Origin of the sequence: Paraburkholderia sediminicola (assembly GCF_046026855.1) — a bacterium.
In the GTDB taxonomy this organism is placed as follows: Bacteria; Pseudomonadota; Gammaproteobacteria; order Burkholderiales; family Burkholderiaceae; genus Paraburkholderia; species Paraburkholderia sediminicola_A.
This window is the reverse complement of sequence record NZ_JAQQET010000017.1, coordinates 80306-104495: the sequence shown is the minus strand read 5'-3', so window position 1 is coordinate 104495 and position 24190 is coordinate 80306. Positions and strand designations below refer to the sequence as shown.

Annotated in this window: 22 protein-coding genes; 9 read left to right on the top strand and 13 right to left on the bottom strand. The window is 62.5% G+C overall.

What is annotated here, in order from left to right; all coding sequences use genetic code 11:
* The first annotated feature begins 422 nt into the window (after positions 1 to 422).
* The 7 genes from PQR40_RS20105 (at position 423) to PQR40_RS20075 (ending at position 11094) form a co-directional block, all read left to right on the top strand.
* Positions 423 to 1289 carry a TetR/AcrR family transcriptional regulator gene (locus PQR40_RS20105; protein ID WP_408235313.1) on the top strand — a complete coding sequence of 289 codons (867 nt, stop codon included), beginning with the start codon at positions 423 to 425 and terminating at the stop codon, positions 1287 to 1289.
* A gap of 323 nt (positions 1290 to 1612) precedes the next feature.
* Positions 1613 to 4111, top strand: coding sequence for an acyl-CoA dehydrogenase (locus PQR40_RS20100; RefSeq protein WP_408235310.1), 2499 nt, complete (start codon positions 1613 to 1615; stop codon positions 4109 to 4111).
* Between the two features lie 124 nt (positions 4112 to 4235).
* Positions 4236 to 5648: a 3-oxoacyl-ACP reductase gene (locus tag PQR40_RS20095; RefSeq protein ID WP_408235307.1), complete on the top strand. Its 1413-nt coding sequence runs from the start codon at positions 4236 to 4238 to the stop codon at positions 5646 to 5648.
* A 2-nt stretch (positions 5649 to 5650) separates the two neighbouring features.
* Complete coding sequence (locus PQR40_RS20090) at positions 5651 to 6571, top strand: MaoC family dehydratase (RefSeq protein WP_408235304.1); 921 nt, start codon at positions 5651 to 5653, stop codon at positions 6569 to 6571.
* Positions 6572 to 6721: 150 nt separating this feature from the next.
* The gene (locus PQR40_RS20085) at positions 6722 to 8023 is read left to right on the top strand and encodes an acetyl-CoA C-acetyltransferase (RefSeq protein ID WP_408235301.1); all 1302 of its coding nucleotides are present in this window, start codon (positions 6722 to 6724) and stop codon (positions 8021 to 8023) included.
* A gap of 150 nt (positions 8024 to 8173) precedes the next feature.
* Positions 8174 to 9979: an AMP-binding protein gene (locus tag PQR40_RS20080; RefSeq protein ID WP_408235298.1), complete on the top strand. Its 1806-nt coding sequence runs from the start codon at positions 8174 to 8176 to the stop codon at positions 9977 to 9979.
* Positions 9980 to 10233: 254 nt separating this feature from the next.
* Positions 10234 to 11094, top strand: a complete 861-nt coding sequence (locus PQR40_RS20075; RefSeq protein WP_408235295.1) for a DUF1571 domain-containing protein — start codon at positions 10234 to 10236, stop codon at positions 11092 to 11094.
* On the opposite strand, the gene PQR40_RS20070 is transcribed toward PQR40_RS20075, so the two are convergent.
* The 6 genes from PQR40_RS20070 to PQR40_RS20045 form a co-directional block, all read right to left on the bottom strand.
* Entirely contained in the window at positions 11091 to 11498 is a 408-nt protein-coding gene (locus PQR40_RS20070) for a hypothetical protein (protein ID WP_408235292.1), read from the bottom strand. The genes PQR40_RS20075 and PQR40_RS20070 overlap by 4 nt on opposite strands.
* Positions 11499 to 11575: 77 nt before the next feature.
* The gene (locus PQR40_RS20065; RefSeq protein WP_408235289.1) at positions 11576 to 13153 is read right to left on the bottom strand and encodes an FAD-binding oxidoreductase; all 1578 of its coding nucleotides are present in this window, start codon (positions 13151 to 13153) and stop codon (positions 11576 to 11578) included.
* Between the two features lie 39 nt (positions 13154 to 13192).
* A complete protein-coding gene (locus tag PQR40_RS20060) occupies positions 13193 to 13666 on the bottom strand; it encodes a hypothetical protein (protein WP_408235286.1) in 474 nt (157 codons plus the stop codon).
* 264 nt (positions 13667 to 13930) lie between these two features.
* The gene (locus tag PQR40_RS20055) at positions 13931 to 14797 is read right to left on the bottom strand and encodes an anti-sigma factor (protein ID WP_408235283.1); all 867 of its coding nucleotides are present in this window, start codon (positions 14795 to 14797) and stop codon (positions 13931 to 13933) included.
* Positions 14797 to 15339 carry an RNA polymerase sigma factor gene (locus tag PQR40_RS20050; protein ID WP_325043298.1) on the bottom strand — a complete coding sequence of 181 codons (543 nt, stop codon included), beginning with the start codon at positions 15337 to 15339 and terminating at the stop codon, positions 14797 to 14799. The genes PQR40_RS20055 and PQR40_RS20050 overlap by 1 nt, the downstream gene beginning before the upstream one ends.
* A gap of 15 nt (positions 15340 to 15354) precedes the next feature.
* Complete coding sequence (locus PQR40_RS20045) at positions 15355 to 15498, bottom strand: hypothetical protein (RefSeq protein WP_408339711.1); 144 nt, start codon at positions 15496 to 15498, stop codon at positions 15355 to 15357.
* A 352-nt stretch (positions 15499 to 15850) separates the two neighbouring features.
* Here PQR40_RS20045 and hfq point away from each other — a divergent pair, with 352 nt between their 5' ends.
* Positions 15851 to 16345 (top strand): RNA chaperone Hfq, encoded by a 495-nt coding sequence (hfq, locus tag PQR40_RS20040; protein ID WP_408235277.1) that lies wholly within the window; start codon positions 15851 to 15853, stop codon positions 16343 to 16345.
* A 20-nt stretch (positions 16346 to 16365) separates the two neighbouring features.
* On the opposite strand, the gene PQR40_RS20035 is transcribed toward hfq, so the two are convergent.
* A complete protein-coding gene (locus PQR40_RS20035) occupies positions 16366 to 16593 on the bottom strand; it encodes a hypothetical protein (protein ID WP_408235274.1) in 228 nt (75 codons plus the stop codon).
* 313 nt (positions 16594 to 16906) lie between these two features.
* Here PQR40_RS20035 and PQR40_RS20030 point away from each other — a divergent pair, with 313 nt between their 5' ends.
* On the top strand, positions 16907 to 17095 hold the full coding sequence (locus tag PQR40_RS20030; RefSeq protein WP_408235271.1) for a hypothetical protein: 189 nt from the start codon (positions 16907 to 16909) through the stop codon (positions 17093 to 17095).
* A gap of 516 nt (positions 17096 to 17611) precedes the next feature.
* Here the strand turns inward: PQR40_RS20030 and PQR40_RS20025 are convergent.
* From PQR40_RS20025 to PQR40_RS20000, 6 genes are all read right to left on the bottom strand, one after another.
* The gene (locus PQR40_RS20025) at positions 17612 to 18337 is read right to left on the bottom strand and encodes a DUF2968 domain-containing protein (RefSeq protein ID WP_408235269.1); all 726 of its coding nucleotides are present in this window, start codon (positions 18335 to 18337) and stop codon (positions 17612 to 17614) included.
* A gap of 47 nt (positions 18338 to 18384) precedes the next feature.
* Positions 18385 to 19776 (bottom strand): sigma 54-interacting transcriptional regulator, encoded by a 1392-nt coding sequence (locus PQR40_RS20020; RefSeq protein ID WP_408509727.1) that lies wholly within the window; start codon positions 19774 to 19776, stop codon positions 18385 to 18387.
* 6 nt (positions 19777 to 19782) lie between these two features.
* Positions 19783 to 21828, bottom strand: a complete 2046-nt coding sequence (locus PQR40_RS20015; protein ID WP_408509726.1) for a TadG family pilus assembly protein — start codon at positions 21826 to 21828, stop codon at positions 19783 to 19785.
* Position 21829: 1 nt separating this feature from the next.
* On the bottom strand, positions 21830 to 22147 hold the full coding sequence (locus PQR40_RS20010) for a DUF3613 domain-containing protein (RefSeq protein WP_408509725.1): 318 nt from the start codon (positions 22145 to 22147) through the stop codon (positions 21830 to 21832).
* A 122-nt stretch (positions 22148 to 22269) separates the two neighbouring features.
* Positions 22270 to 23166, bottom strand: a complete 897-nt coding sequence (locus PQR40_RS20005) for a tetratricopeptide repeat protein (RefSeq protein ID WP_408509724.1) — start codon at positions 23164 to 23166, stop codon at positions 22270 to 22272.
* A gap of 10 nt (positions 23167 to 23176) precedes the next feature.
* Positions 23177 to 24190, bottom strand: coding sequence for a type II secretion system F family protein (locus PQR40_RS20000; protein WP_408509723.1), 1014 nt, complete (start codon positions 24188 to 24190; stop codon positions 23177 to 23179).

Here is a 24190-nt window from a genome sequence, read left to right as displayed (position 1 = left end):
CAATAGATACAAAGGCGGCTCGAACCGCCACAAAGCAAAAGTCAGGCAAAGCAGGCGCAAAGCAGAAGCAGAAGCAGAAGCAGAAGCAGAAGCAGAAGCAGAAGCAGAAGCAGAAGCAGAAGCAGAAGCAGCAATGCGCACAAAACTGGCGGCAGAAAGCAAACGCAAGGCCAAACAGGTAGCAAGCAATACGAGGCCGTTCCGATTTCGATCGGAACGGCCTTTTTTATTTCCGCGTGGTTTGACGCGCCCGCGCCCATTGGAAAGACGGACCTTCGTCAGGTCTTCTAGAGGAGTTCGTCCACACAGAGCCCTTGATCGCAGTCCCTATCCTTCTTTATCCTGAAAAAAAACGGCTGTTTCAAATGATAATTTGAATCGCTTGTTTGCGGGCCGGATGCCCGGCAACTGGGAGACGCAAAATGGCAGTTCGCACAACAGGCCGGCACGCCGGCGACACGAAGTCCCGCATCCTCGACGCCGCCGAAACACTCTTCATCGAATGCGGCTATGAGGCCATGTCCCTGCGTCAGATTACTTCGCGTGCCGAGGTGAATCTCGCGGCGGTCAACTATCACTTCGGCAGCAAGGAATCGCTGATTCATTCGATGCTGGCGCGCCGGCTCGACCGGCTCAACCAGGAGCGGCTCAAGCTGCTCGACCGCTTCGACCAGATGCTCGGCGCGCGTCTGACCTGCGAGCACGTGCTCGGCGCAATGTTCATTCCCGCGCTGCGGCTCTCGCGCGATCCGCGTGTCGGTGGCAAGGCGTTTTTGCGCTTGCTGGGCCGCGCTTATACGGATCCGTCGGCGTTCATCCGGGACTTTCTGAATGCGCATTACGAGTCGGTGGCGATACGCTTTTTCGATGCCTTCCAGCGTGCGTTGCCGCATCTGCCGCGTGAAGAGCTCGGCTGGCGTCTGCACTTCGCGATCGGCGCGCTGTCCGGCGTGCTGGCCGGTACCGATACCGACAGCCTGATTTCGGAGTTCTCACAGGGCAAGTCGATGAACGACCTGCAACTGATCGCGCGTCTCGCCTCGCTGATGGTGGCCGCGCTTAAAGCGCCCCTGCCTGACGGCTCGCAACTGGCCACGTTCGCCGCCGTGCTGGGCGACGCCACTGAAGGCGGCCCGGAAGGCCAGGCGGATGACGCAAACCCGGCTGCGGGTACCCAGTCGGCGTCAGGCGGGTTTGAATCGTCGGGGCCGGCAGTTTCAGACGGTGAACGACGCGGTGGCAACATCGAGGCAAGTTCGTTTCAGCCCGCGTTGCACGGCACGGCCTGAATCAAACGGCGCGGGCGGCGCTGCCATAGGCCGTCCGTGCGCAGACATCATGAATACCGCATACCCGAGCAGCACATCTAAGTCCCGCACCTAAGCGACGTCACGCTGTCGAACTGCAGACATGACACGAAAAGCGAAGCAGGCACGACTCGAAAGCCGCTTATGAGTGACCCGAAGCGACCAGGACGCGGCTAAAGGCGACTTGAAAGTGCCCCGAGCGCGCAGCGTAACAGCAACACCGCCAGTCAGAAGATCAACAGAACGCGAGCCGTCCGCGACCCGTGGATGCGTTCGCACGCACTATCGAAACAGGAGGAAACGTCATGCCGTGGTTCATCCTAGTACTCGTCATTGCCGCTCTCGCACTCGTCTACGTTCAGGCGCGTGCCTCATGGTGGCTTGCCGTCATGATCATCTGGGTGGCGGCCGCGCATGTCAGCGGAGCAGCGGGTCCGGTGGCGACAACGGTACTCGCGATTGTCTTCGTCCTCCCTGCCCTCGTACTCACGATCAAACCATTGCGCCGTACGTGGCTCACGAAGCCGGTGCTCGACATCTTCCGCAAGATCCTGCCGGAGATGTCGCCGACCGAGCGCGACGCAATTGAAGCCGGCACCGTCTGGTGGGACGCCCAACTGTTCTCAGGGCGCCCGCATTGGGACACGCTGCTCGGCTACGGCCCGGCCACGCTCTCCGCCGAAGAACAATCGTTTCTCGACGTCGAATGCGAGCGTCTGTGCGATCTCGCGAACGATTGGGAAACCACCATGGTGTGGCAGGACCTGTCACCGAAAACCTGGCAGTACATCAAGGAGCGCGGCTTTCTCGGCATGATCATTCCGAAGCAGTACGGCGGCAAGCAGTTCTCCGCTTACGCGCATTCGCAGGTCATCATGAAGCTCTCCACGCGCTGCTCGGCCGCCGCCGTTTCGGTGATGGTGCCGAACTCGCTCGGCCCGGCTGAGTTGCTGATGCACTATGGCACGGAAGAGCAGAAAAACCACTACCTGCCACGTCTCGCTCGCGGCGACGAAATCCCCTGCTTCGCGTTGACGAGCCCCTACGCCGGTTCCGATGCGGCAGCGATTCCCGATGTCGGCATCGTCTGCAAGGGCACGTTTGAAGGCCGCGAGACGCTGGGTTTTCGCGTCACATGGGACAAGCGCTACATCACGCTTGGACCGATCGCGACTGTTCTCGGCCTCGCGTTCCGCGCGCTAGACCCCGACCATCTGCTCGGCTCGGACGAAGAGCCCGGCATCACCTGCGCGCTGATTCCGACCGACCATCCGGGCGTCAACATCGGCCGCCGTCACTGGCCGCTGAACGCGGTGTTCCAGAACGGTCCGAACTCCGGTAAAGATGTCTTCATTCCGCTCGACTGGGTGATCGGCGGCCGCACACAGGTCGGTAACGGCTGGCGCATGCTGATGGAATGTCTCGCGGCGGGCCGCGCGATTTCGCTGCCGTCGTCGAATGTGGGGATGGCGAAGATCGCTGTGCGCGGCACCGGTGCTTATGCTGCGGTTCGCCGTCAGTTCCGCACCGCCATCGGCAAGTTCGAAGGCGTGCAGGAAGCGCTCGGCCGCATGGGCGGCAATCTCTACGTGATGGACGCGGCGCGCCGCCTGTCCGCGCATGCGGTGGATCTCGGCGAAAAGCCGTCGGTGATTTCGGCGATCGCGAAGTATCACATCACCGAACGCGCCCGCATGGTCATCAACGACGGCATGGACGTCGCCGCCGGCAAGGGCATCTGCATGGGACCGTCGAACTTTCTCGCGCGCGCCTATCAGCAGGTGCCGATTGCGATCACCGTGGAAGGCGCGAACATTCTGACGCGTTGCCTGATCATCTTCGGTCAGGGTGCGATTCGCTGTCATCCGTATGTGCTGAAGGAAATGGCGGCCACGCGCGAAACAGATCACGCCAAGGCGCTGCGCGATTTCGATGCGGCCTTTTTCGGCCACGTCAGCTTCACGCTCTCCAACGTCGTGCGCAGTTTCGTTTATGGCATCACGGGCGGCGCGTTCATCGCCAAGCCACGCACGGCGTACGCCCCCCTGCTGTCGTATTACCGCGCGGCGACCCGTATTTCGACCGCATTCGCGCTGCTCGCCGACGTCTCCATGTTCGTGCTCGGCGGCGATCTGAAACGGCGTGAACGCATTTCCGGCCGTCTGGGCGATGTGCTCTCCCAGCTCTATCTGATCTCCGCGACGCTCAAGCGCTTCGAAGACGAAGGCCGTCAGGAAGAAGACCTGCCGATGGTACGCTGGGGTGTAGAAGATTCGCTGTACAAGGCACAGTACGCGCTCGACGGGGTGCTCGCGAACTACCCGAACCGCCTCGCCGCGGGTCTCGTGCGCGTGCTCGCGTTTCCGTTCGGCCTGCCGTATCGCGAGCCGTCCGACCGCCTCGGCACCGAGATCGCGGAGCTGATGCAAACGCCGGGCGCGGCGCGCAACCGCCTGGTCTCCGACTCGTACGTGCCGCATCCGGACGTCGATGCACTCGGCTATGGCGAGCTCGTGTTCGAGCTGAACCCGCGCTTCACGCAGATCGACCAGAAACTGCGCGACGCGGTCAAGCAAGGCCTGCTCGAACCGATGCCTCAAAGCCTGCCGCAATTGGCCGCGTGGACCGAAGCGGCACAGCAGAAAGGCCTGATCGATGCCGACGATCGCCGCGTGCTCGAAGACTACGCGCGGTATGGCGCGCAAGTCGTGCAGGTCGACGACTTCCCACCCGACTTCGACATGCTCGCCAATTTGCAAAAGCGCAAGGACGCGCTCGAGAAAGCGCTGGAACTCGCGGCTTGAGCGCCTTAAAAAAACATCCAGGCGGGGCGCTCCCAGATGCCCCAAACTGGGTGCACACTGACACACGTCCGAGGTCCCCTATGGGGACTTCCTTCGGGGCGTGGCCAGCGGAGCAACGAACAATATGAACGACTCTTATCTGAACTTCGTCAACTCGCCGTTCGGCGCGCGCCTTGCGCGCTCGCTGGGCTTGCCGAAGCCCGAGGTGCTGCACCGCTATCGTGCGGACCGGCCCGAGTTCGACGGACTCGTGGCGATCGGTGCGGGCCGCGAACCGCATCTGCTCGAGGCGCTCGCGAATCTCGTCACGAGCATCGGCGTAACCAGTGTTGCGCATGAAAGCGCGGGCCTATGGGTACCGCTCGCGAATCGCCATGGTCTGATGACCGGCCGTTTCGAGGCGGCGGAGTCCGGTTCGCACGGCAAGCTCACTGCCCTGCTGTTCGATGCGAGCGGTATCGAAGACAGCAGCCAGCTCGAACCGCTGCACGGATTCTTCCACGACACGTTGCGCTCGCTCGGCAAGTGCGGCCGCATCATTGTGCTGGGGCGGCCGCCGGAAGCCTGCGCGAGTCCGCGCCAATGGACCGCGCAGCGCGCGCTCGAAGGCCTCACGCGTTCGCTCGGCAAGGAAGCGCGGCGCGGCATTACCGCCAATCTCGTCTACGTGGAGCACGGCGCCGAGAACGGCATCGAAGCGACGTTGCGATTCTTTCTATCGGCGCGTTCCGCCTATGTCTCAGGTCAGGTGGTGCGCATCGGCGTGCGCGCCGGCGCCGATGCCTTATCCGCGTTCGACTGGAATCAGCCGCTCGCGGGCCGGCGTGCCGTGGTTACCGGCGCCGCGCGCGGCATCGGCGCATCGATTGCGAGCGTACTCGCCGCGGAAGGCGCGCACGTAATCGGCATCGACATTCCGTCGGCGCGCGACGCGCTCGATTCGACGATGCGCCAGTTGAACGGCACCGCCCTCGCCTTCGACATCGCCGCGCCCGAAGCGTCCGCGCAGATCGCCGCGGCGCTCGACGAGCAAGGCGTGGATATCGTCGTGCACAACGCGGGCATCACCAAGGACAAAACCATCGCGAAGATGACCGATGCCGCGTGGCAAAGCGTGATCGATATCAACCTGTCCGCGCAGGAACGTATCGACGACGCGTTGCTCGCGGCCGGCATTCTGCGCGACGGCGGCCGCATCATCGGCGTGTCGTCGATCAGCGGCATCGCGGGCAACCTGGGCCAGACCAACTACGCCACATCAAAAGCCGGTGTGATCGGCCGGGTGCAAAGCATGGCGCCGCATCTGCGCGCACGTGGCATCACGATCAACGCGGTCGCGCCGGGTTTTATCGAAACGCAAATGACCGCGAAGATTCCGTTGACCATCCGCGAGGCCGGCCGCCGTATGAATTCGATGAGCCAGGGGGGCCAGCCGGTGGATGTCGCGCAGACCATCGCGTGGCTCGCGCATCCGGGATCGGCGGGCGTGAGCGGCCAGATCGTGCGCGTGTGCGGACAAAGCCTGATTGGAGCGTGAGCATGCGTGAGCCGGGTGATCCGTTCAGGAGTGCTCACGCAGCGAGCGCGGGCCGTCCCAGGACCGTCGTCATCGAGCAGTTGCCCGCGCCGGCAAAGCTGTACGCCCGCGCGTTGTCCGGCATCGTCAAACGTGGGCGCGACACGCACTTGCCGGCATTGCGCCTCGTGCGCCCTGCCGTGGTCCTCGACCCCGGCCCGATCTGGCGTTATTCGCGGGTTTGCGGCTTTATCCCCGAGCACGGCGTGCCGCTCACGTATCCGCATCTGCTTGCCTTCCCGCTGCATCTGCTGATGCTGACCGACCCGGCGTTTCCCTGGCCGGCACTCGGCCTCGTGCATCTGGCGAACCATGTGCGGTTGCGCCGCCCGCTCGCTTACAAGGACATGTTGCGCGTCGAGGTTGAATTCGGTGCGCTGCTGCGTCACGACAAAGGCCAGGCGTTCGTGCTGCATACCCGCATGTACCGCCGCGGCGAAGCGGTGTGGGACGGCGACAGCGTCTATCTGAAACGCGGCGTGCCGGCGAGCGGCGATCCGCTCGATCCGCTGGAACTCGGGCACGACGCGTTGGAACGCATCTCGCGCTGGCAACTGCCGCCGCAACTGGGCCGCGACTACGCGAAAGTCTCCGGCGACTACAACCCGATTCACCTGACCGCGTTATCCGCGAAAGCATTCGGCTTTCCGCGTGCCATTGCGCATGGCATGTGGACGCTGGCGCGCGCCGCCGCCGCGCTGCAACCGCCGAAACCGCTCGCCGAGGCGACGTTGAGTGCTGAATTCAAATTGCCGATGCTGCTGCCGGGCGAAGCAACACTGTGGAGCGCGTCGCCCTCGCTGATCGAGCGCGACATCGAAGTACGCGACATTGCTGGAGAAAAACCGCATTTGCGCGGCCGAATGCAATGGAAGCTGCTATGAGGCCCCGCAGACACGCCTATGTTTTCGTCATCGCATGGAATTGAAGCTGCCTGAGAATCGTTGTTGATCCAACAGAAACACCATTGCAAAGAAGCCTTACTCACCATTCGCACCGTTCAATAACCAGGGAACGACCCAGAGGAGCCGAGCATGTCCAACCCGCTGCCCGCCGTGCGCCGCGTCGCTATCATCGGCGGCAACCGGATTCCGTTTGCCCGCTCGAACACCGCCTACGCGACCGCGTCGAATCAGGACATGCTGACGTTCACGCTGCAAGGCCTGATCGACCGCTACAACCTGCACGGCGAACGCCTGGGCGAAGTGGCCGCCGGCGCCGTCATCAAGCATTCGCGCGATTTCAACCTGACGCGCGAATCCGTGCTATCTACCACGCTCGCCAAGGAAACGCCCGCCTATGATGTGCAACAGGCCTGCGGTACCGGGCTGGAAGCGGCCATTCTGGTCGCCAACAAGATCGCCCTCGGGCAGATCGAAGTGGGCATCGCGGGCGGCGTGGATACGACCTCCGACGCACCGATCGGTGTCAACGAGCGCATGCGCAAGATCCTGCTCGAAGCGAATCGCGGCAAGAGCACCGGCCAACGTGTCGGTGCGCTGACCAAACTGCGACCGGGCATGTTTTTCAAACCGCTTTTGCCGCGCAACGGCGAGCCGCGTACCGGGCTTTCGATGGGTGAACATTGCGAGCTGATGGCCAAGCGCTGGAACATCTCGCGCGAAGCGCAGGATGTGCTCGCTTACGACAGTCACCGCAAGCTCACCGAGGCGTATGCACGCGGCTTCGTCAACGATCTGATGACACCGTACCGTGGCCTCGCGCGCGACAACAACCTGCGCGCCGACCTGACACTGGAAAAACTCGCCGGTCTGAAGCCGGTATTCGATCGCGACGCAGGCACACTGACAGCCGGCAATTCGACGCCGCTGACCGACGGCGCGTCCGCCGTATTGCTCGCAAGCGAAGAATGGGCGGCCAAACATGGCCTGCCGGTGCTGGCCTATCTAAGCTGGTCCGAAACCGCCGCGGTCGACTTTTTCGACAAGAAAGAAGGCCTGCTGATGGCCCCCGCTTATGCCGTGCCGCGCATGCTGGCGCGCGCCGGGCTCACGTTGCAGGACTTCGATCTGTACGAGATTCACGAAGCCTTCGCCGCGCAGGTGTTGTGCACGCTAACGGCGTGGCAGGATGACGAGTATTGCCGCACGCAGCTCGGTTTGGCCGGGCCGCTCGGCGCGATCGATCGGGCAAAATTGAATGTGAACGGCAGCTCGCTCGCCACCGGCCATCCGTTTGCCGCCACGGGTGGCCGCATTGTCGCCGGACTCGCGAAAATGCTCGCGCAACTCGACAAACCGGCCGGCACCGCACGCGGGCTGATTTCGATCTGCGCGGCGGGCGGCCAGGGCGTAGTGGCGATTCTGGAACGTTGAGCGCCGCGGCTGGCTCAGCGCGTGCATTCAATGGATGCCTTGCTTCGAAAGTTGCTGTAATGACCGCTTTGATTGCCGCTTTGATTCGTTCATGACTGGCTGCAAGACCAGCACACAAACAGATGAAGCCACTGCTTCAGGAGACGACCGATGACCCAGCCCACGCAAGCCCCGCTCTCGCCCGCCGCCGGATCCGCACCCCTGACGAATGCAGCAGATCAGGTGTCCAGCCAGGCGGCGAATCACGCGCCCAACACCGACGGCATCTGGTACGCGTCGTATCCGGCAGACGTGCCGCATGAAATCGACGTCAACCAGTACGAATCGCTCGTGCAGTTCTTCGACGAATGCATCGCGCAGTTTCGTGAGCGTGTCGCATATGTGAGCGTCGGCGCGAACATGACGTATGGCGAGCTCGGCCGCAAGGCGACCGCATTCGCGGCGTATCTGCAAAGCATCGGCGTGAAGCCCGGCGAGCGCGTCGCGATCATGCTGCCGAATACGTTTCAGTATCCGGTGTCGCTGTTCGGCGTACTCAAGGCGGGCGGTGTGGTGGTCAACGTCAATCCGCTCTACACGGTACGCGAACTCGCGCATCAGTTGAAGGACAGCGGCGCGCAAACCATCATCGTGTTCGAGAACTTCGCGAAGACGGTCGAGGACGCGCTGCCCGGCACCAAGGTGCAGAACGTGATCGTGACGGGTCTCGGCGATCTGCTCGCCGACGGTCTGAATCTGAAGGGGCGTCTGCTCAATTTCATGCTGCGCCATGTCAAGAAGATGGTGCCGGCATACAACCTGCCGAAAGCGGTGCCGCTGCTCGAAGCGCTTTCGATCGGTTACACGCGGCCGTTGACGCCGGCGCGCCCCACTCACGCCGACATCGCTTTCCTGCAATACACCGGCGGCACCACCGGCGTGGCCAAAGGCGCGATGCTCACGCACAAGAACATCATCGCCAACCTGTTGCAAGCCAAGGCGTGGTCCGAGGGGCAACTGAGCGGCGACATCGAAACGGTGCTCACGCCGCTGCCGCTCTATCACATCTATTCGCTCACCGTGAACGCGCTGATCTTCATGGGACTCGGCGGGCGCAACATTCTGATCGCCAATCCGCGCGACATGAAACGCGTAATGATGATCATCCGTCACGAGAAATTCACCGGCATGACGGCGGTCAACACGCTCTACAACGCGTTTCTCGACAACGAAGAGTTCTGCAAGCGCGACTTCTCGAACCTGAAGCTCGCGATGGCGGGCGGCATGGCCACGCAGAAGTCGGTCGCCGATCGCTTCAAGGCGGTCACCGGCAAACCGATCATCGAAGGCTATGGGCTGACAGAGTGTTCGCCGATCGTGTCGATGAATCCGGTGGACCTGACCAATCTGCGCGACTTCGAAGGCTCGATCGGTTTGCCCGCACCGTCAACGCAAGTACGCTTCAAGAAGGACGACGGTACGTGGACGAACATCGGCGAAGCCGGTGAGCTGTGTGTGAAAGGCCCACAGGTGATGAAAGGCTACTGGAATCGCCCGGAAGAAACCGCCAAGGTGATCGACGACGACGGCTGGCTCGCCACCGGCGACATCGGCGTGATGGATTCGCGCGGTTTTATCCGTCTGATCGACCGGAAGAAAGACATGATCCTGGTGTCGGGCTTCAACGTCTATCCGAACGAAGTCGAAGACGTGATCGCAGCGCTTCCGGACGTACGCGAAGTCGCCGCAATCGGTGTGCCCGACGCCGCGCAAGGCGAACGTGTGAAGGTGTTCATCGTCAAGCGCAACCCTTCGCTCACCGCGGAACAGGTGATCGCCCACTGCCGCAAGAACCTTACGGGCTACAAGGTGCCGAAGCTCGTCGAATTCCGCGACGAGTTGCCGCAAACCAACGTCGGCAAGATTCTGCGACGCGCGCTGCGCGACGAGGAACTCGCCAAGCAAAAACCTGCCTGACAGGAGGCAAGGCGCTCGATGCCATGCCTTGCAACATCTTTTCGGAGAGATTCATGAAGCACAGCCTGTCCGCACGCTCACGCCGCTTGTGCCGATCGAGCCCATTAGGTGGCTCGAACCGCTCGCCGGCCTTCATGCGCCTCATCCGTTGTTCATCGGAGGCCGCGAGGTTGAGCGCGTCCCTGACAGCTTCATTGCGTGCGGTTTCGTCACGGGGACTTCTCATTGGCGCGCTGGTGGCCGGCGCCGTTGCGATGGCAACACCACCAGCGTTCGCGCAGAACGACGACACGCCGCCCGCGCTCGACACTGCCAGTGACGTCAAGGCGCCCACCACGCCGGTCTCGCAGGTCGGCAAGCTCACGCTCGATCAGCAGGTCAAATGGCTGCGCGCCGAGCAGCAAAGCGGCGCAATGGAAAAACTCGACGACGCCCAACTGGTCGCCGTATTTCAGTCGCTCGATCCGCTTGCGTTGCCGCGTTACATCAAGGAAGGGCCGAACGGTTACCCGTCATACGAGTTCACCATGTCGCGCTCGGAACGCATTCATGGGCAGTGGCCCGATAAGCCCGATCACATGCTGGTGCGCATCGCCCACGATCCATTGCGGATCTACGCGAAGTGGCTGCCCGACGGCGCGCACGCCGGTCAGGAAATCATTTACGACGAGTCCAAACGCACCGACGAAATGTATGGCCACCTCGGCGGCATCATGAATGTCATGCCGCTGTGGACCTCGCTGAACGGCGCTCTCGCCCGTGCACAGTCGAACCACCAGGTGCGCGATCTTGGCACCGAGTACATTGCCAATCAGTATCTCGCCGAAGGCAAGAAATACATCGAGGCCGGCTTGCCGCGCTCGACCCAGGTGGAAGTGAAAACCATCGACGGCGTGCGCGTGGTGGCCTTCACCTTCGAAACGCCGGACGGCCAGCCCAAGTTCTATGCGAAGAAAGAAACGCTCGGGCTGGATCTACGGCATCCGTATTTCCGCACGGTCGAGTCATATAACAACGACGGCAAAATCTTCGAGAAGATCGTCTTCGAAAGTATCACGCCGAAAACCTTCGACGACTCGACCTTCGATCCGAAGAACAAGGCTTATAAGTTCTAGCGGGCAAGGCGCGGCGTCAGCGCGAATGCAACGTGCGCGACGGGCCCCGCGCCCTGCTCGTAGCTGTGCTCGGCCATGTGGCCCACGCGGGTGGCAAGTTCCTTGAGCACGAAGTAATCGGAGACGCGTGTGAGGCCGATCAGCGACGCGGGTGTCTGCGCAGGCGTGTGCCTGAGACGCAGCGCAAGTGTGCTGTACCAGAGCACGCCGATGTCGTCGCCGGTTTCGAAGGCGGGCAGCTTCATGTGTGCGACATAGTCGGCGAATGCAGGGCCGCACGCGAGCGTGGAATCGATCACGGCGAGCGTGTCGCCGCGAGCGGCTGCGTGGGCGAGCCACGGCCATGCGCCACCTGCCGCGGTCGAAAACCATGCGCCGGCCATCATGAAAGCACGTCGGTCCATTGCTTCACCACGTCATTACTGGGTGTACGTCATTCGCGTCACTCACGTCATGCACGTCACGCCTTCACCTACGCGCATCACGTATAACCCCGCCGGTCGCGCCACGTTGCCGGCCAGATCCCCTGCTTACCCGGCGCGAGAATACCGTTCGGGTCGAGTGCGTCCTTGATCGTTTCCGAGAGTCGCAGCAACGCGCCGTCGTTAAAACTGTACTGCGCGGCAGCGAAATCCATATACGCAAGATGCGCGCGATATTCGCCGTAGCCCGCCGCGCGCGCATCGCTCATCAGCGACCGCAGTAAAGCACCGGCCTGCTCAACCTGATTTGCGTCGTCGCGGTCAAAGATCGCCGCGAAGATGTGATGCAAATGACGCACGCCCGCAGTAAAACCGCCGTAGTAATCGAAGCCGTATTCCGCGGCGCGCGTCTTGACCATCGTGTATTGACGCAGCGCGTCGCGCCCGGTCGCCGGGCACACCGGCGCGAAGTCCACATGTGCGCCCGCGCCGCCGCGCCAGTCGAGCATGCGGAACGCGCTCATCGCCGGGATACCGGCCAGGTTACGATCGCCGCCCGCGGCGGGTTGCGCGTCGCCCGTATAACGAGCCGCCGAGAGTTTTGCGTGCGGCACGCGGGAGAAAGCGCGCTGCACGATCGCATAGCGGGCGTCGATCAGTTCACGCGTACCGTACAGTGCGAAATGCAGATTCCAGCGGCCGACGTTCAGTTTCTCGAGCATCGCCGCCACCGCGTTCTCGGGCATTGCGCCTTTGCCTTCGTACCACTGCTGACGTGCCGACAGTCCCGCAGCCCGGCGCAAACCACCTTCGATCACCGCGTTATTGCGGATCGTTTCATCGAGCCGCAACGGCCGCAAGATATCGACGATCGCTTCGAGATCCTCCTCATGCCGAAACTGGATTTCACCGAGCAGGTACGCGGGCGGCGCGGGCATCAGCCAGACACCGAGCTTGGTGACAATGCCGTAGTTCGACTGCATGAACATCGCATCGAAGGAAGGTCCATAGCCCGGTTGATACAGTTGCCATGCAGTGCCGATTTCGATTCCGCCCATCCCGGTGCGCAACACGTCGCCGTTGGCAAGCACCACTTCCATGCCGCACTGCGCAGCCGCGTGATCACCGTACGCGGTATAGCCAAAGCCGCGCTCGAGCGTATTGCCGACCACGCTGCCCCAACCCGCCGCCGGCGGATCGACCCAGAGCCTGTAGCCTTTGTCGCGCAAATGCGCGTAGAGATCGAAGTAGCTGACGCCCGGTTCGACCAGCGCGTAGGCGAGCGTTTCGTTCACTTCGATAATGCGGTTCATCCGCTGCAGATCGAGCACCACCGAACCCGTCAGCCGCGGCGCAGCACCACCGTACGCGAAGTTGCGTCCGGTCGAAACCGTCCACAACGGAATACGAAATTGATTGGCAATCCGCAACACCGCGCGAATCTCGTCGACGGATGCGGGCAGCAGCGCTGCGGATGCAGAAAACGCTTCGCGCTCGCCGGGCGCGAACGGATCGAGGTAAGCGGCGAGCCCGGCGGCCGAAGTCACCACCTGCGGCTCACCGACAATCGCGCGCCAACCGGCGAGCGCGCGATCGAACTCGACGGCGGAAACTTTCGGCGGCAAGCTGCGCGTCAAGGTTTCTCCTCTGCGGCCGCACGCGTAGGCGATGGCGCGCTAGCGGCGCATTCCACCGCCACCACCGCCGTGCGACATGCCGCTCCACATGTGCATCGACCCGCCGCCGTGCCAGTTTCCATACGATCCGTGTCCATAACGCACGTGGTCCATGTGATGAAAATGATGGAAGCGGTCGACGAAAATGAACGACACGCCGGCACCGAATACCACCGGCGGCCCCCAGTACCATGGATCGTAGTAATACACCGGGGCCGGCCCTAAAGCCTGCGCGGCGGCATCGTCTTCGACGATCTGCCAGCTACCGTCCGGCTGCAGGCACGCGCGGCCGCTGATTTGCTGCATGACACCGTCGATTTCCGCCTGACCCACGACAAGACGGCACGTCGAAGCGTCGCTCGACGGCGCGTTCGCGTCCGATTGCGCCTCGGCCGGCGCCGCGCAAACGGCGCACACACACAGACACACTACGCCGGAACACAACCCGGTGCCGGATTGATGAAAAGTAACCATGATTTCGCTGCCTCGACGCGCCGGCGTTGCGACTCGCAAAAAACGTGTCGACACCGTAAAGACCCCGTCGGTTTGCCTCGCACGAGACCGTGCCGTCCGCGCACATGCAAAGCGGTTCGGCATGATCCTGCAGCAAGTAAACGAAGCGTCGCGTGACGCTATTCCGACGCCGCGCGTGGGCCACAACGCTTTTCTGTTACCACGTGTTGCAGGCAGTTCGCGGCCGGCGCCGGGCATGTCCAGATGCTTGCCGTGCTTTCAGCGCTACTGCCAGCTTTCCGGCTTGCCGCCGAGCGCACTGCATACCTCGATAGCGATGCTGCGCAGCTTGCCTTCCGCAATCGGCCCGGACAACGCGTAGCCCATACGGTCGTTGACCCAGTAGAAGGTCCGGCGGTTTCCGTCGCGGAACAGGCGGAACGCGGTTTCGTCGCGAGAAATACCCGTGATGTACAGCGTGAGCCGTGCACCGCTGGTATTTTCATACATGAACTGCGCGGCCGGTCCCGCTTCGCCGGGCAACAAACGCCCACCCACCAGCGAGTAACCGTACTCCTGCAACGACGGCACCGATAGCGGCCGGTTCAGGCGCCTGGACAGCCAGTTGATCAGATGCTCTTCTTCGCTCGCGGCGACTTCCACGGGATGACGCCGCTCGGGCGTGTACACCGCATAGGCGATATCGGCGCGCTCGGCAAAACTCGGCGGCTGGCCGCCCAGACCGTTCCACGCGCCGCCCGTCAGACGCGGTGCGAGCGGCCCCAGGGCGAGCGCGAGACCCGCGCCGGCTGCAAGCCAGCACGCTGCGAGGCCAACGCGTTGCCACCACGGCGTAGGCCGCCGCACTACGATGAAGGCCGGCTCGCCGGCGCCGCTCCGACCGATGCTTCCGCTGCGCTCGTTGTGTTCCTGATGTTCGTTGTGCTCATTGCGCTGTGGCGCACCGCACAGCGCCTGCAGCGCCGCTTTCTGTGCGCGCCACGCAGCCACTCTTGCGGCAGCCTGCGGCTGCTGCGCCAGTTGCGCCGCAATCGCGGCGCGCTCCATCGGCGGCAACTCGCCGTCGACAAACGCCGACAGCGCTCGCAGATCGAGTCCCTCAGGCAAACTGGAATCGTGGTCGTTATTCATCACGGATTTCTCACTACTTTCAGCGGCGGGACTTTACGCGCCAACCCCACAGCGCCCCCTTCAACCGGCCCCTCCGTCATCAGCACGCGCATATGTTCCCGCGCGCGCGACAGCCGCGACATCACCGTGCCGATCGGCACACCGAGCGCCTTCGACGCTTCCTGATAAGACAGTTCCTCCACGCAAACGAGCAGCAGCACTTCCCGTTGCTCGACCGGCAGGCAATACAGCGCGCGCTGCAGATCGCGCAACACCAGACCGTCGACCTCGCCGTGCGGCGCCTCGAGATTGCGCCACGGCGCGCTTTCATCGTCGACGGCAATTTCACGGCGGCCGCGCAACTGATCGATGTAAAGATGCCGCAGGATCGTCAGAAGCCATGCGCGCAGGTTGCTGTTCGGACGAAACGCCGCCCAGCGAGCGAGCGCGCGCTCCGCCGTGTCCTGCACGAGGTCGTCGGCCCAGGCGCGGTCGCCCGTCAGTGCGCGCGCATAGCGGCGCAACTGCGGGAGCCACGAAATCACTTCCGCTTCGAAATTCACCCGGCGCGACAACGCTCAGTAGCCGCCGCCGCTGCTCGTGCCACCGCTGGCGCCTGAGGCGCTGCTGTCGGTCGCGGAGGTGCAGGCGCTCGTTGCAAGCGAGCCTAGCGCGAGCGCCAGCAGCACGAAGGCGGCGGAAAGAATGCGGGATACGTTCATGGTGAGTCTCCTGATGGGTGCCAGGCCGGTGCGTGCGAGCCGGGCCCCCGATCGGCCACGTGCGACATGCAGCGCTGCCATGCCTGACTTAACGTGAGCGGATTGCGATTTATTCCGCACACGGCACTGCCATGAGCGATATTTTTCCGCCATCCACGCTGGGAACGCCAGAACGTGGCCGAAGAACGCGCTATTCGTCCCCAGATTCGTAACTCAACGTTACAGCCAATAGTTATCAGATGCTTATGTGCGCGCAAGCCGTTATAGTGGACGCAGTTCGGCCGCCAACGCGTTCCGCCCCCACACAGGGTAGAATCGCGGCGAACACCCGTCTTACTAACCTGAATTGTCCATGGCTTCCGCAGAATCGCATCCGCAAAACGACTTCATGAACGCTGCGCGCAAAGAACGAAAGCGCGTCGAGATCTACCTTGTCAACGGCATTCGCCTGACGGGGTGTATCGAGTCGTTCGATCAGTATCTGGTGATGTTGCGCACGCCTGTCGGCCTGCAAGGCATCTACAAGCGCGCGATCTCCACGATCCAGCTCGACACCGGCACGCGTCCGGCGCCGCGCGCCGGGAGGCCTTCGCACGGCGAGCACACCACGCGTGGCCCGCACGGCTCGCGTGAACCGCGCGACCATCGTGAGCCGCGCGAACCGCGTGAATCGTATGGCGCGCCATCGTCGGATCGCCCTGCGTCCGATCGTAGCGGCAGCACGTCCGACGGTCCGGTGGTCGTCACACGCCGCCGGCGTCTGTTCGGCACGGGTGGCGGCGACGGTGGCAACCATGGCGGCGGCAATCATGGTGGCAACGGCGGCACGAGCGGCGGCAACGAATAAACACCTGCCGAAGCGGCCGGCTATTCCGACGGATGGCCGAGCCGCTGCAAAATCTTTTCCAGTCGCATCATCTGCAAGTCCGTCAGCTCGAATCCGCCTTTGACCGCCAGCACGCGGCGCCGCCAGTACAGGGCGTCCAGCATGCGCAGCGCCGGTTGCCGTGTCGCCCAATCCAGATGTTCCAGTTCGGCTTCCACCACGTGTGAGGCGTTGAAGCGCTGCGCGCGCGCAGGGTTTTTTCGGTCCATGTCGTTCGCTGCCCTATTGTTCGCTGCTCTTGTTTGCTCCCCTCCCGAGCTGGAAATTGCCGGTTCACGGCATGTCGTGTGGCCTGCCGATCGGGGCTGCTTTTGTTTTTAAGCGACACACTGAAAACGACTTGATGCGGATTGGTTTTAAGTTTTGCTTTTTTTGTTCGTGGGTTTCCGGTCTGGTTTTTGGGGTTTGATGTTTTTGAAGGAAGTGCTTACAACTTGAAGGCTCTGGTCGTTTGGCTGGCGTTCGCCCGAGGCCGCTTTGCGCTATGCTGGATTGTCGATTCTCTTCTAACTGGAGTACGTCATGACCAAGCAGAAGCAACCTGTATCTATTCCGAAGGACGCGGCGCGGTCCGCTGAGTCTGCCGATAGTCGACTCGATGAGGCGCTCGAGGAGAGCTTTCCTGCTAGTGATCCGATCGCGGTCGATATGAGTGAGCCAAGGCACTTGCCAGTGGAAGGGGAGCCTTCGGCTGGGAAAAAGCGGCATTGAAGGTGTGGGGTTTTGCCTCGGGTGGGTTTTTTTGGCTGTTCGCCTGGGGTGTTGGCCTTTCCTTGAATTCTTATTGGTTTATTAGCGTAGCCCCTGTGCGGGGCAGGCACTTACTTTCTTTGCCGCCGCAAAGAAAGATAAGCAAAGAAAGCGGCTCACCCCGCTAATTCTTAAGCGGGTCCCCCGCGCAGCCACGGTAGTGGTACATCTGGAATCCGTGCCCCCGCACCTTCGACGCTGGTGACAAAGGGCTCATCAGCTCCCACTCCGCACTACGTGCGTCGCGGATCGATCTGCCAGGGAAACCAGTGGGCTTGGGTGCGTCGCTTGTGCGGCAGACGGAGTTGCCTTGGAGATGGTTTTTTTACTGCGGGGTTTTTACTGCGGGGCTTTGTACCGTCGTACTGCGGGGATAGGTGACTTGTATTGCTACTACGGCTTGTATGTCTGGTGGGTCGGGCGGTGCGTTCAAAGCCGCCTCGCCCTCCCCACCTTCCGGTTTCCCAGCCGTTGCGTTTAGTGCGTCGGCAGGCCGGTTTCCAGTTGACGCTGCAATTCGCGAACCTGGCGTTGCGCGGCGCGCAACTGGTCTTGTGCGGCAGCCTTCTGCTGCGCCAGCGCCGTTGCTTCGGCACGGGTCTGCTGCTGCTGATTCGCCACAATGGTCTGCTGCTGATGCGCAACGTCGAGGTCGGCCTGCAAGCGGTTTGCACGGTCCTGCGACAACGCGATCATGCGCTCCGTGAACGCCTTCTGCGCTTCCAGCTGCGAGCGTCGAATCTCAACGTCCGACAGTTGCAGCGTCTGGCGCACAAAATCCTTATAGATCATGTCCGCGCGCGTGGCGTCCTGCGTCTTGATGACGCGCCAGAAATTCTTCTGCTGGAACAGCGCCACGTAGTACGTCATCTCCTTGCCGTAAAACAGCAAGCTCGCACCGTAACTGCCGTTGTACGTCGTGCGCAATTCGCTCAGATCCGAGCCGCGGATCATCTGCTGCAATTCCGCAACGTTGCCCGCAGCAGATTGCCTGGCTTCGTCCGGCGTCAACGCGTTCGTCTGCGCCTGTCCATTCTGCCCAGCCACTGCATTGGCCGGCAAGGCCGTCGTCGTGCCCGGCTGGGAAACGACGCCAGCGCTCGATCCGCTATCCGGCAGAGCCTGCGCATACACGCCCTGCACGGCCCCCATCGCGATGAATGCGGCTAGGGCAATCTGCCGTAGTTTCGACTTTCGGTCCATGTAAATCCTGCTTGAACAGTTTTTGTTTTAGTACAACCGTCTCATTATTACTCACTTTCGCGTGTTTCGGGCTCTTCGTCAAAAATTTGGTATTTACGCATCTTCTCCCACAAAACCTTGCGGCTAATACCTAGATAAAGAGCCGTGTCCTGCCGGCGCCACCCATTTGCGTCGAGCGCGGCCAACACACGGTTTCGCTCCGCCATGTCCCATTTGCTGCGATCCACCAGCACCTCGGCCGCACTCTCGGCCGGCACCGGCTGGCTGGTGCGTGCAAGCGCGAGCAACCGCTGCAGGCGCGCCGCGTCCCACGCGCCGATCTGACGCACCGTCACACCAATCCGCTCGGCCAGGTTGCGCAGTTCGCGCACATTGCCGGGGAAGTAAGTGTCGGCCACCGCGTCGGCCAGCCAGTACGGCAGGTCCGGCAACGCGGAAAGACGTTCACTGCCGACGATCTGCGCGATGAACGCCTTGAAAATTGCAATCTTGTCGACGGCGCCCCGCTCTTCGAGCGACGGAATCTTCAACTCGATCACGGCAAGCCGGTAGTAAAGATCGGCGCGGAAAGTGCCGTCCTTGACCAGTTGCGGCAGATGCTTGTTGGTCGCCGCCACCAGCCGGAAGTCGAGCTTCACCGGCGCGGCCGAACCGATTCGGGTGACCGCGCTGTCTTCGAGCACGCGCAGTAGCTTGACCTGCTGATAGAGCGGCAGATCGCCGATTTCGTCGAGGAACAGCGTGCCGCCGTCCGACTGTTCGAAGTAGCCCTTGTGCGCGACCACTGCACCCGTGAACGAGCCTTTCGCGTGGCCGAAGAACAGTGATTCGAACAGGCCGTCCGGAATCGCGCCGCAGTTCACTGCGACGAAGGGCCCCTGACCGTAACGGGTATGTTTTTCGTGCAGCAGTTGCGCGATGCGCTCCTTGCCAACGCCGGTTTCGCCTTGCACCAGCACGCTCGTGTCGCAGTCGGCAAACGTGTCGACTTCGTGCAACAGCGCCTGCATGCACTCCGAGTTGGCGATCATCGCGTCCGACTCGTGCGTCTTGGCGCTGTGCGCGCGCAGTTGCAACACGAGCTTCATGACCATGCCGCGCAATTCTGCGCAGGTGAAGTCGAGCGGCAGGATATGCGAATAGTCGGACGGGTAAGTCGCCGGGTCATGGTCGCGCGGCGCGGCACCGACCCACACAACGGGGATGCCGTGCGCGGCCTGCCAGTCGCGCATGAGCAGCGCACCGCTGTCGATCACCGAGACGCTGATGATAGCGAGCGACGGCCGCTGCGCCGTCCGTTCAGGCGAGATCGCGATATCGTCCGCGCGGATCACTTCGACGTCGAAGCTCGCCATGCAGCGCGCGACCCGGTCGACGATGTCGGCCTTGCCCTCCCAGACGTAGATATCGAGTTCATCGATTTTTGGGGATGTTCTCATTGAATATTATTGAACCAATTGGGCTTCGCCGCATTGCAACGATATGGCATGAACAGTCGCTACACCGATCTGTACCCCTAGCAATTGCAGCAGCGGCACGATCAGCGTGTCGAGCGCCGTCAGCAGTGGCTGCAACAACAAGGACGTGATGCCCGTGAGTACGGACGAAAGCGGCGCCAGGACAGGAGTGAGCAACGGAGTGAGCACCGCATTCAAGGCCGCGCCCACGAGGGATCCCAATGGGCCCAGCGTCTGGGATAACGTCGACTGGAGCACGCTGCCCAGGTTAAAAAGAGCCAGCGGATAGGTCTGGGTACCCACCGTTGCATACAACGCTGCCGATTGCGGTAAAAGAGCAGCAGTCAGTTGCGCCAGTAAGTCGCCAGCCTGCGCGCCGAGTTGATTCGAGTTGGCTTGTCCACTCGACGGCAGGAACGCATTGAGGCTCCCAGCACCTGTGAAGGTCAAGGATTGCGCGCCGGGTGGCTGCACACTCAATGAAAACCCATGCGTCGGCGCGCCACTTCCATTCGGCGCGCTGCCAATCGACAAGGAAACGTTCGGAACAGAGATCGACAAGGACGATAGCAGATTTAGCAGCGGCGCCAGCGCCGGCACCGACCCCAATGAGAGTGTCAGGATACTGGCTGGCTGTTGAGACGTAGGAGCAGACATATACGCTTGATAGGCCGCCGCGGAACCATTCGTCATCACCGTCTTCACGTCATTGCTGATAATGGCGTGCGCAATACCGGGCGAAACTGAAACGTTCATATTGCTCGTATTGGTCGTCGAACCACACTGGGTCGACACCAACGGCGCCGTGGCCTGAAATCCCTCCACGTACAGCGGCAAGTCGAGCGTCAGCGGAGAGCCGAGAATCGACGACAGCAACGACGGTATCGCACTCACTTGCAGGTCTGCGAACAAGGCGATGTCGGCCGTATGAGCCTGGGTTCTCCAGTTACCATTCGCGTCAACCCCGGCCTCGCCGATCATGATTTTCGGTGGCGTGCCGACCACCAGCTTGACCTTGGTCCCGTTCAGCAGGCTAATGCCCGACAACAGCGAACCGGCGTTTGCGGTAAACGCCGCACTCAGATCGATCTGCGACGTCCCGTTCGCGAGCGCGACGGTCGTCAGCAGATCGAGCGCATTGACATACGCCGACGCCGCGTTATCCGGATTGGCGAGCGTGACACCCAGCACATTGCTGACGGCGACCTTCGCCGGACCGGTCAGACCCGCAGTGATCTTCCCAAGCGCAGTACCGGCCGACACGCCGGCCACCGTACCGTTCGCGGACAGGACAGTGGCGGCGGCGCTGAGAAGATCGGCGACTTTCACGTTGGCACCGAGCAAGCTGCTGACCGTAGCCGCGCTGATATCCGCCTGTACGTAAAGCTGCTTCGCCAGATCAAGAAGCTTGATCTGGCCGCCCAGAATATTGTTGTAGTCGCCTATCTGTAGATTGATCGAGGTCCCCAGCGTCGTCGTCAGTAGCGCATTAACCACCCCGCCCTGCAATTGAGCCACCTGAGTCGCAAGCGAAAAGGACGCAATATTGGTGGCCTTGGCAATCGCCGTCGCCTCGATAGTGCGCCCCGGACCTACGAATAGGGTCGGCACACTTCTGGACACCGTGACCTGCACGGCATTCTGCGGCACGTTGGCTGCCACCGCGCTTGAAAAGTACGGTGGTGCCGCTGTCATCGCAGGGTCCCAACGGCCGCACACCACCGTGGGTGTCGTGGCAAATGCATTGGAAGCCGCGCTGGCGTTCGCGGCGGCTTTCGCCGCAGAGCATCCCGGCGTGACGCCCGCTTGTCCGCCGACGGACGGCGCGCTGATTGTCTGCGCGCCAGCAATCGCGGCGAGATCGGCGGTGCGCTGCAGTGTGCGCCGGGCGAGGAAAACGTTGCCGACGTCCAGCGCGCCCAGCGCCGCCACCACCAGCGCCGCCGCGAAAATCGCGCCGATAATGCTGATGACACCGCGCGAACGCGCTAGCGACCGCCTTCGCGAACCTCGCTTGATCTTGCCGACACTCATGTCAATTGGCTCCGCCACCCTGGCCATTCCCTTGCTGGGATTGCAGCGATGAGGCAAAGAAAGGTGGAATCTTGCTGTCGAACGAGTCCAGATAGCGCCGATAAGCCGCCGTCGCCTCCGCGCCGAGCATAGGCAGAGGCTCACTCGCTTCTGCTCCGCTGGTCTGCAACTGCAACCATTCTTTGGTCGCGTCGCCAAGTTGCCGGACCGGCGGTTGAGTGGCCTGTTGAGCAGGCTGCTGATCCGGCTGCTGAGCGGATGCCATCTCGCTGCCGGCCAGCAACATCGCGCTAACCAGCGAGACATAGATCAGCTTCACGGCATTGTCCCCGCGTGCTCTCGTTGTCGAGCGGCGCGCCCCGATACCAGCGCTCGCGCCCCGTATCGTATCTTCAGTTATCCGAAAATCATTCATCGTTGTGTCCATGGAAATATCACCTGCTACCGGCTGACGGATGGGCGATCGAGCAGGCGTCCCTGCAATCCGTCCGCCAGTGACGTGTTACTACGCGTCTGGTCTGAACGCGCCGGGACATTGTCGATCGTTCCCGTCGACGTCGCGAGCGCGGCCTGCGCGAGAGTCGCCGCCATGCGCCGCTCGCGAACCGCCTTTCCGACCGCTTCGGCCTGCTTGCCAATCGCAGTTCGCACGTCAGGCGAAAGGTCAAGTTGAGCCATCGCCGCTTTCGCGTCCGCTGCATGGCCGTCCACCAGCATCAGCAAGATGACGTTGCTCGAGATCTTGCGGCTTTGCTGATCCAGTTCCGCCGCTTTCATCAGCGGCACCCGCGCGCCTTCCACGTCGCCGCCGCGCAACCGTGCATACCCGAGATCCGACAGCATGCCTGCGTCGGTCGGCGTGAGCTGCACGGCCTGCTGCAATTCCTGCGCGGCGCGGCCGAAATCGCCCTGCTCACCCGCGATCAAGCCGATGCCCCAGTGACCGCGTGCCGCCAGCGGCGTTTGCAGCAGCTTGGCGTAGGCGTCGCTCGCTGCGGCCGGCTGATCGGTCATCCGCAGCGCATCCGCGCGCAGCAGGATCGTGTCGGGCGTCACGCTATATTGTTTTTCGTAAGCATCGATATGTGCAAGCGAAGCGTAGTACAGCCCCTGCGATTGCATCTTGTCGATGAGCCCGAGATACATGCCCGGAGTGTCCGGCGCGGGATCGCGATTAGCCTGCTGAATCATCGCCTGACGCTCCGCCTGTGGCCCGACCCCATAGCCCGACTCTTTCGACGCACATGCACCGAGTAACGCAATCACAGCCAGCGCGAGCGCCCACCGTCCGCCTTGCCGACATTGCATCCGTTGACCTGCTGTCAGGTGGTATTTCATATTCCACTCCTCATCGCCGTGCCGATTCGAGCGAGTGCAAAACCGACAGCACGCCCGGACCCGCCGTCACGATCATCAACGCCGGCAGTAGCGTCAGAATCATTACGCCCGTCATTTTTACGGTGAGCCGGCCGATCCGTTCGCGCAGTGCCGCACGTCGCGTTTCTCGCAGCCGGTCACCAAACTGCTTGAGCGGTTCCTGCACGGCGCCGCCGTGGCGGTCCACCTGGACCAGCAAACGCACCACTGCCCGCAGATCCTCGTTGCTATAGCTGGAGGCCAGCCGGTTTAGCGATTGCTCTCGGGTGCGACCCGTCGCGAACTGACGCTGTGCAGTTTCAAGCTCACTCGACAGCACCGGTAGCACGCCGCGAAAATCGCTCACCATCACCTGCAGACTCTGGTCGAGCGACAGGCCGACACCCTGCAGCAGCCGCAGCAGATCGACCAGCATTGGCAGTTCATCGACCACGCCGTTGCGACGCGCCGCCGCCCGGCGCGACAGCAACACCTTCGGCAACATGAACCCGACAATCAGCGCGGCGATCACGAGCCCCATGTAGCGCGGGCCTTTCACATAGTCGCTTGCCAGCAGCACGGCCAACAGGCAAAGAACCAGCGCACCGCCAAGTCGCGCGATCAGAAAAAGTCCGCGCGTGCGGGCATCGACAAAGCCGCATTGCTCGAGCAGCCGGCGATCTTCCTCGGCAACGATCTGGTGGCCAAACGGCGTATCGAGCCAGCGAATACCCGCGTGAGCGAAGTGTTCGAGTAGCGCTTTCGAGTTTTTCGGACGCGCCGGCCTCACTGCAGGCTGCCCGGCCTGCGCGACATCCGTCTGGCTCGCTGCCGCTGCGGTAGCCGTGAGCGCCGCGCTTTGCAGTGCGCGTTCGTCGAGCGCGTGTGCGAGAGTGCGTTCGCTGCGCCGGGCGGCCGCGAGGCGCGCGATCAACAGCGCGCCGATCAGGAGCGCGGCGAGCGCGGCAAGCGCGAGCGCAAGGGCCAAGAGATGATCGGGATGCAT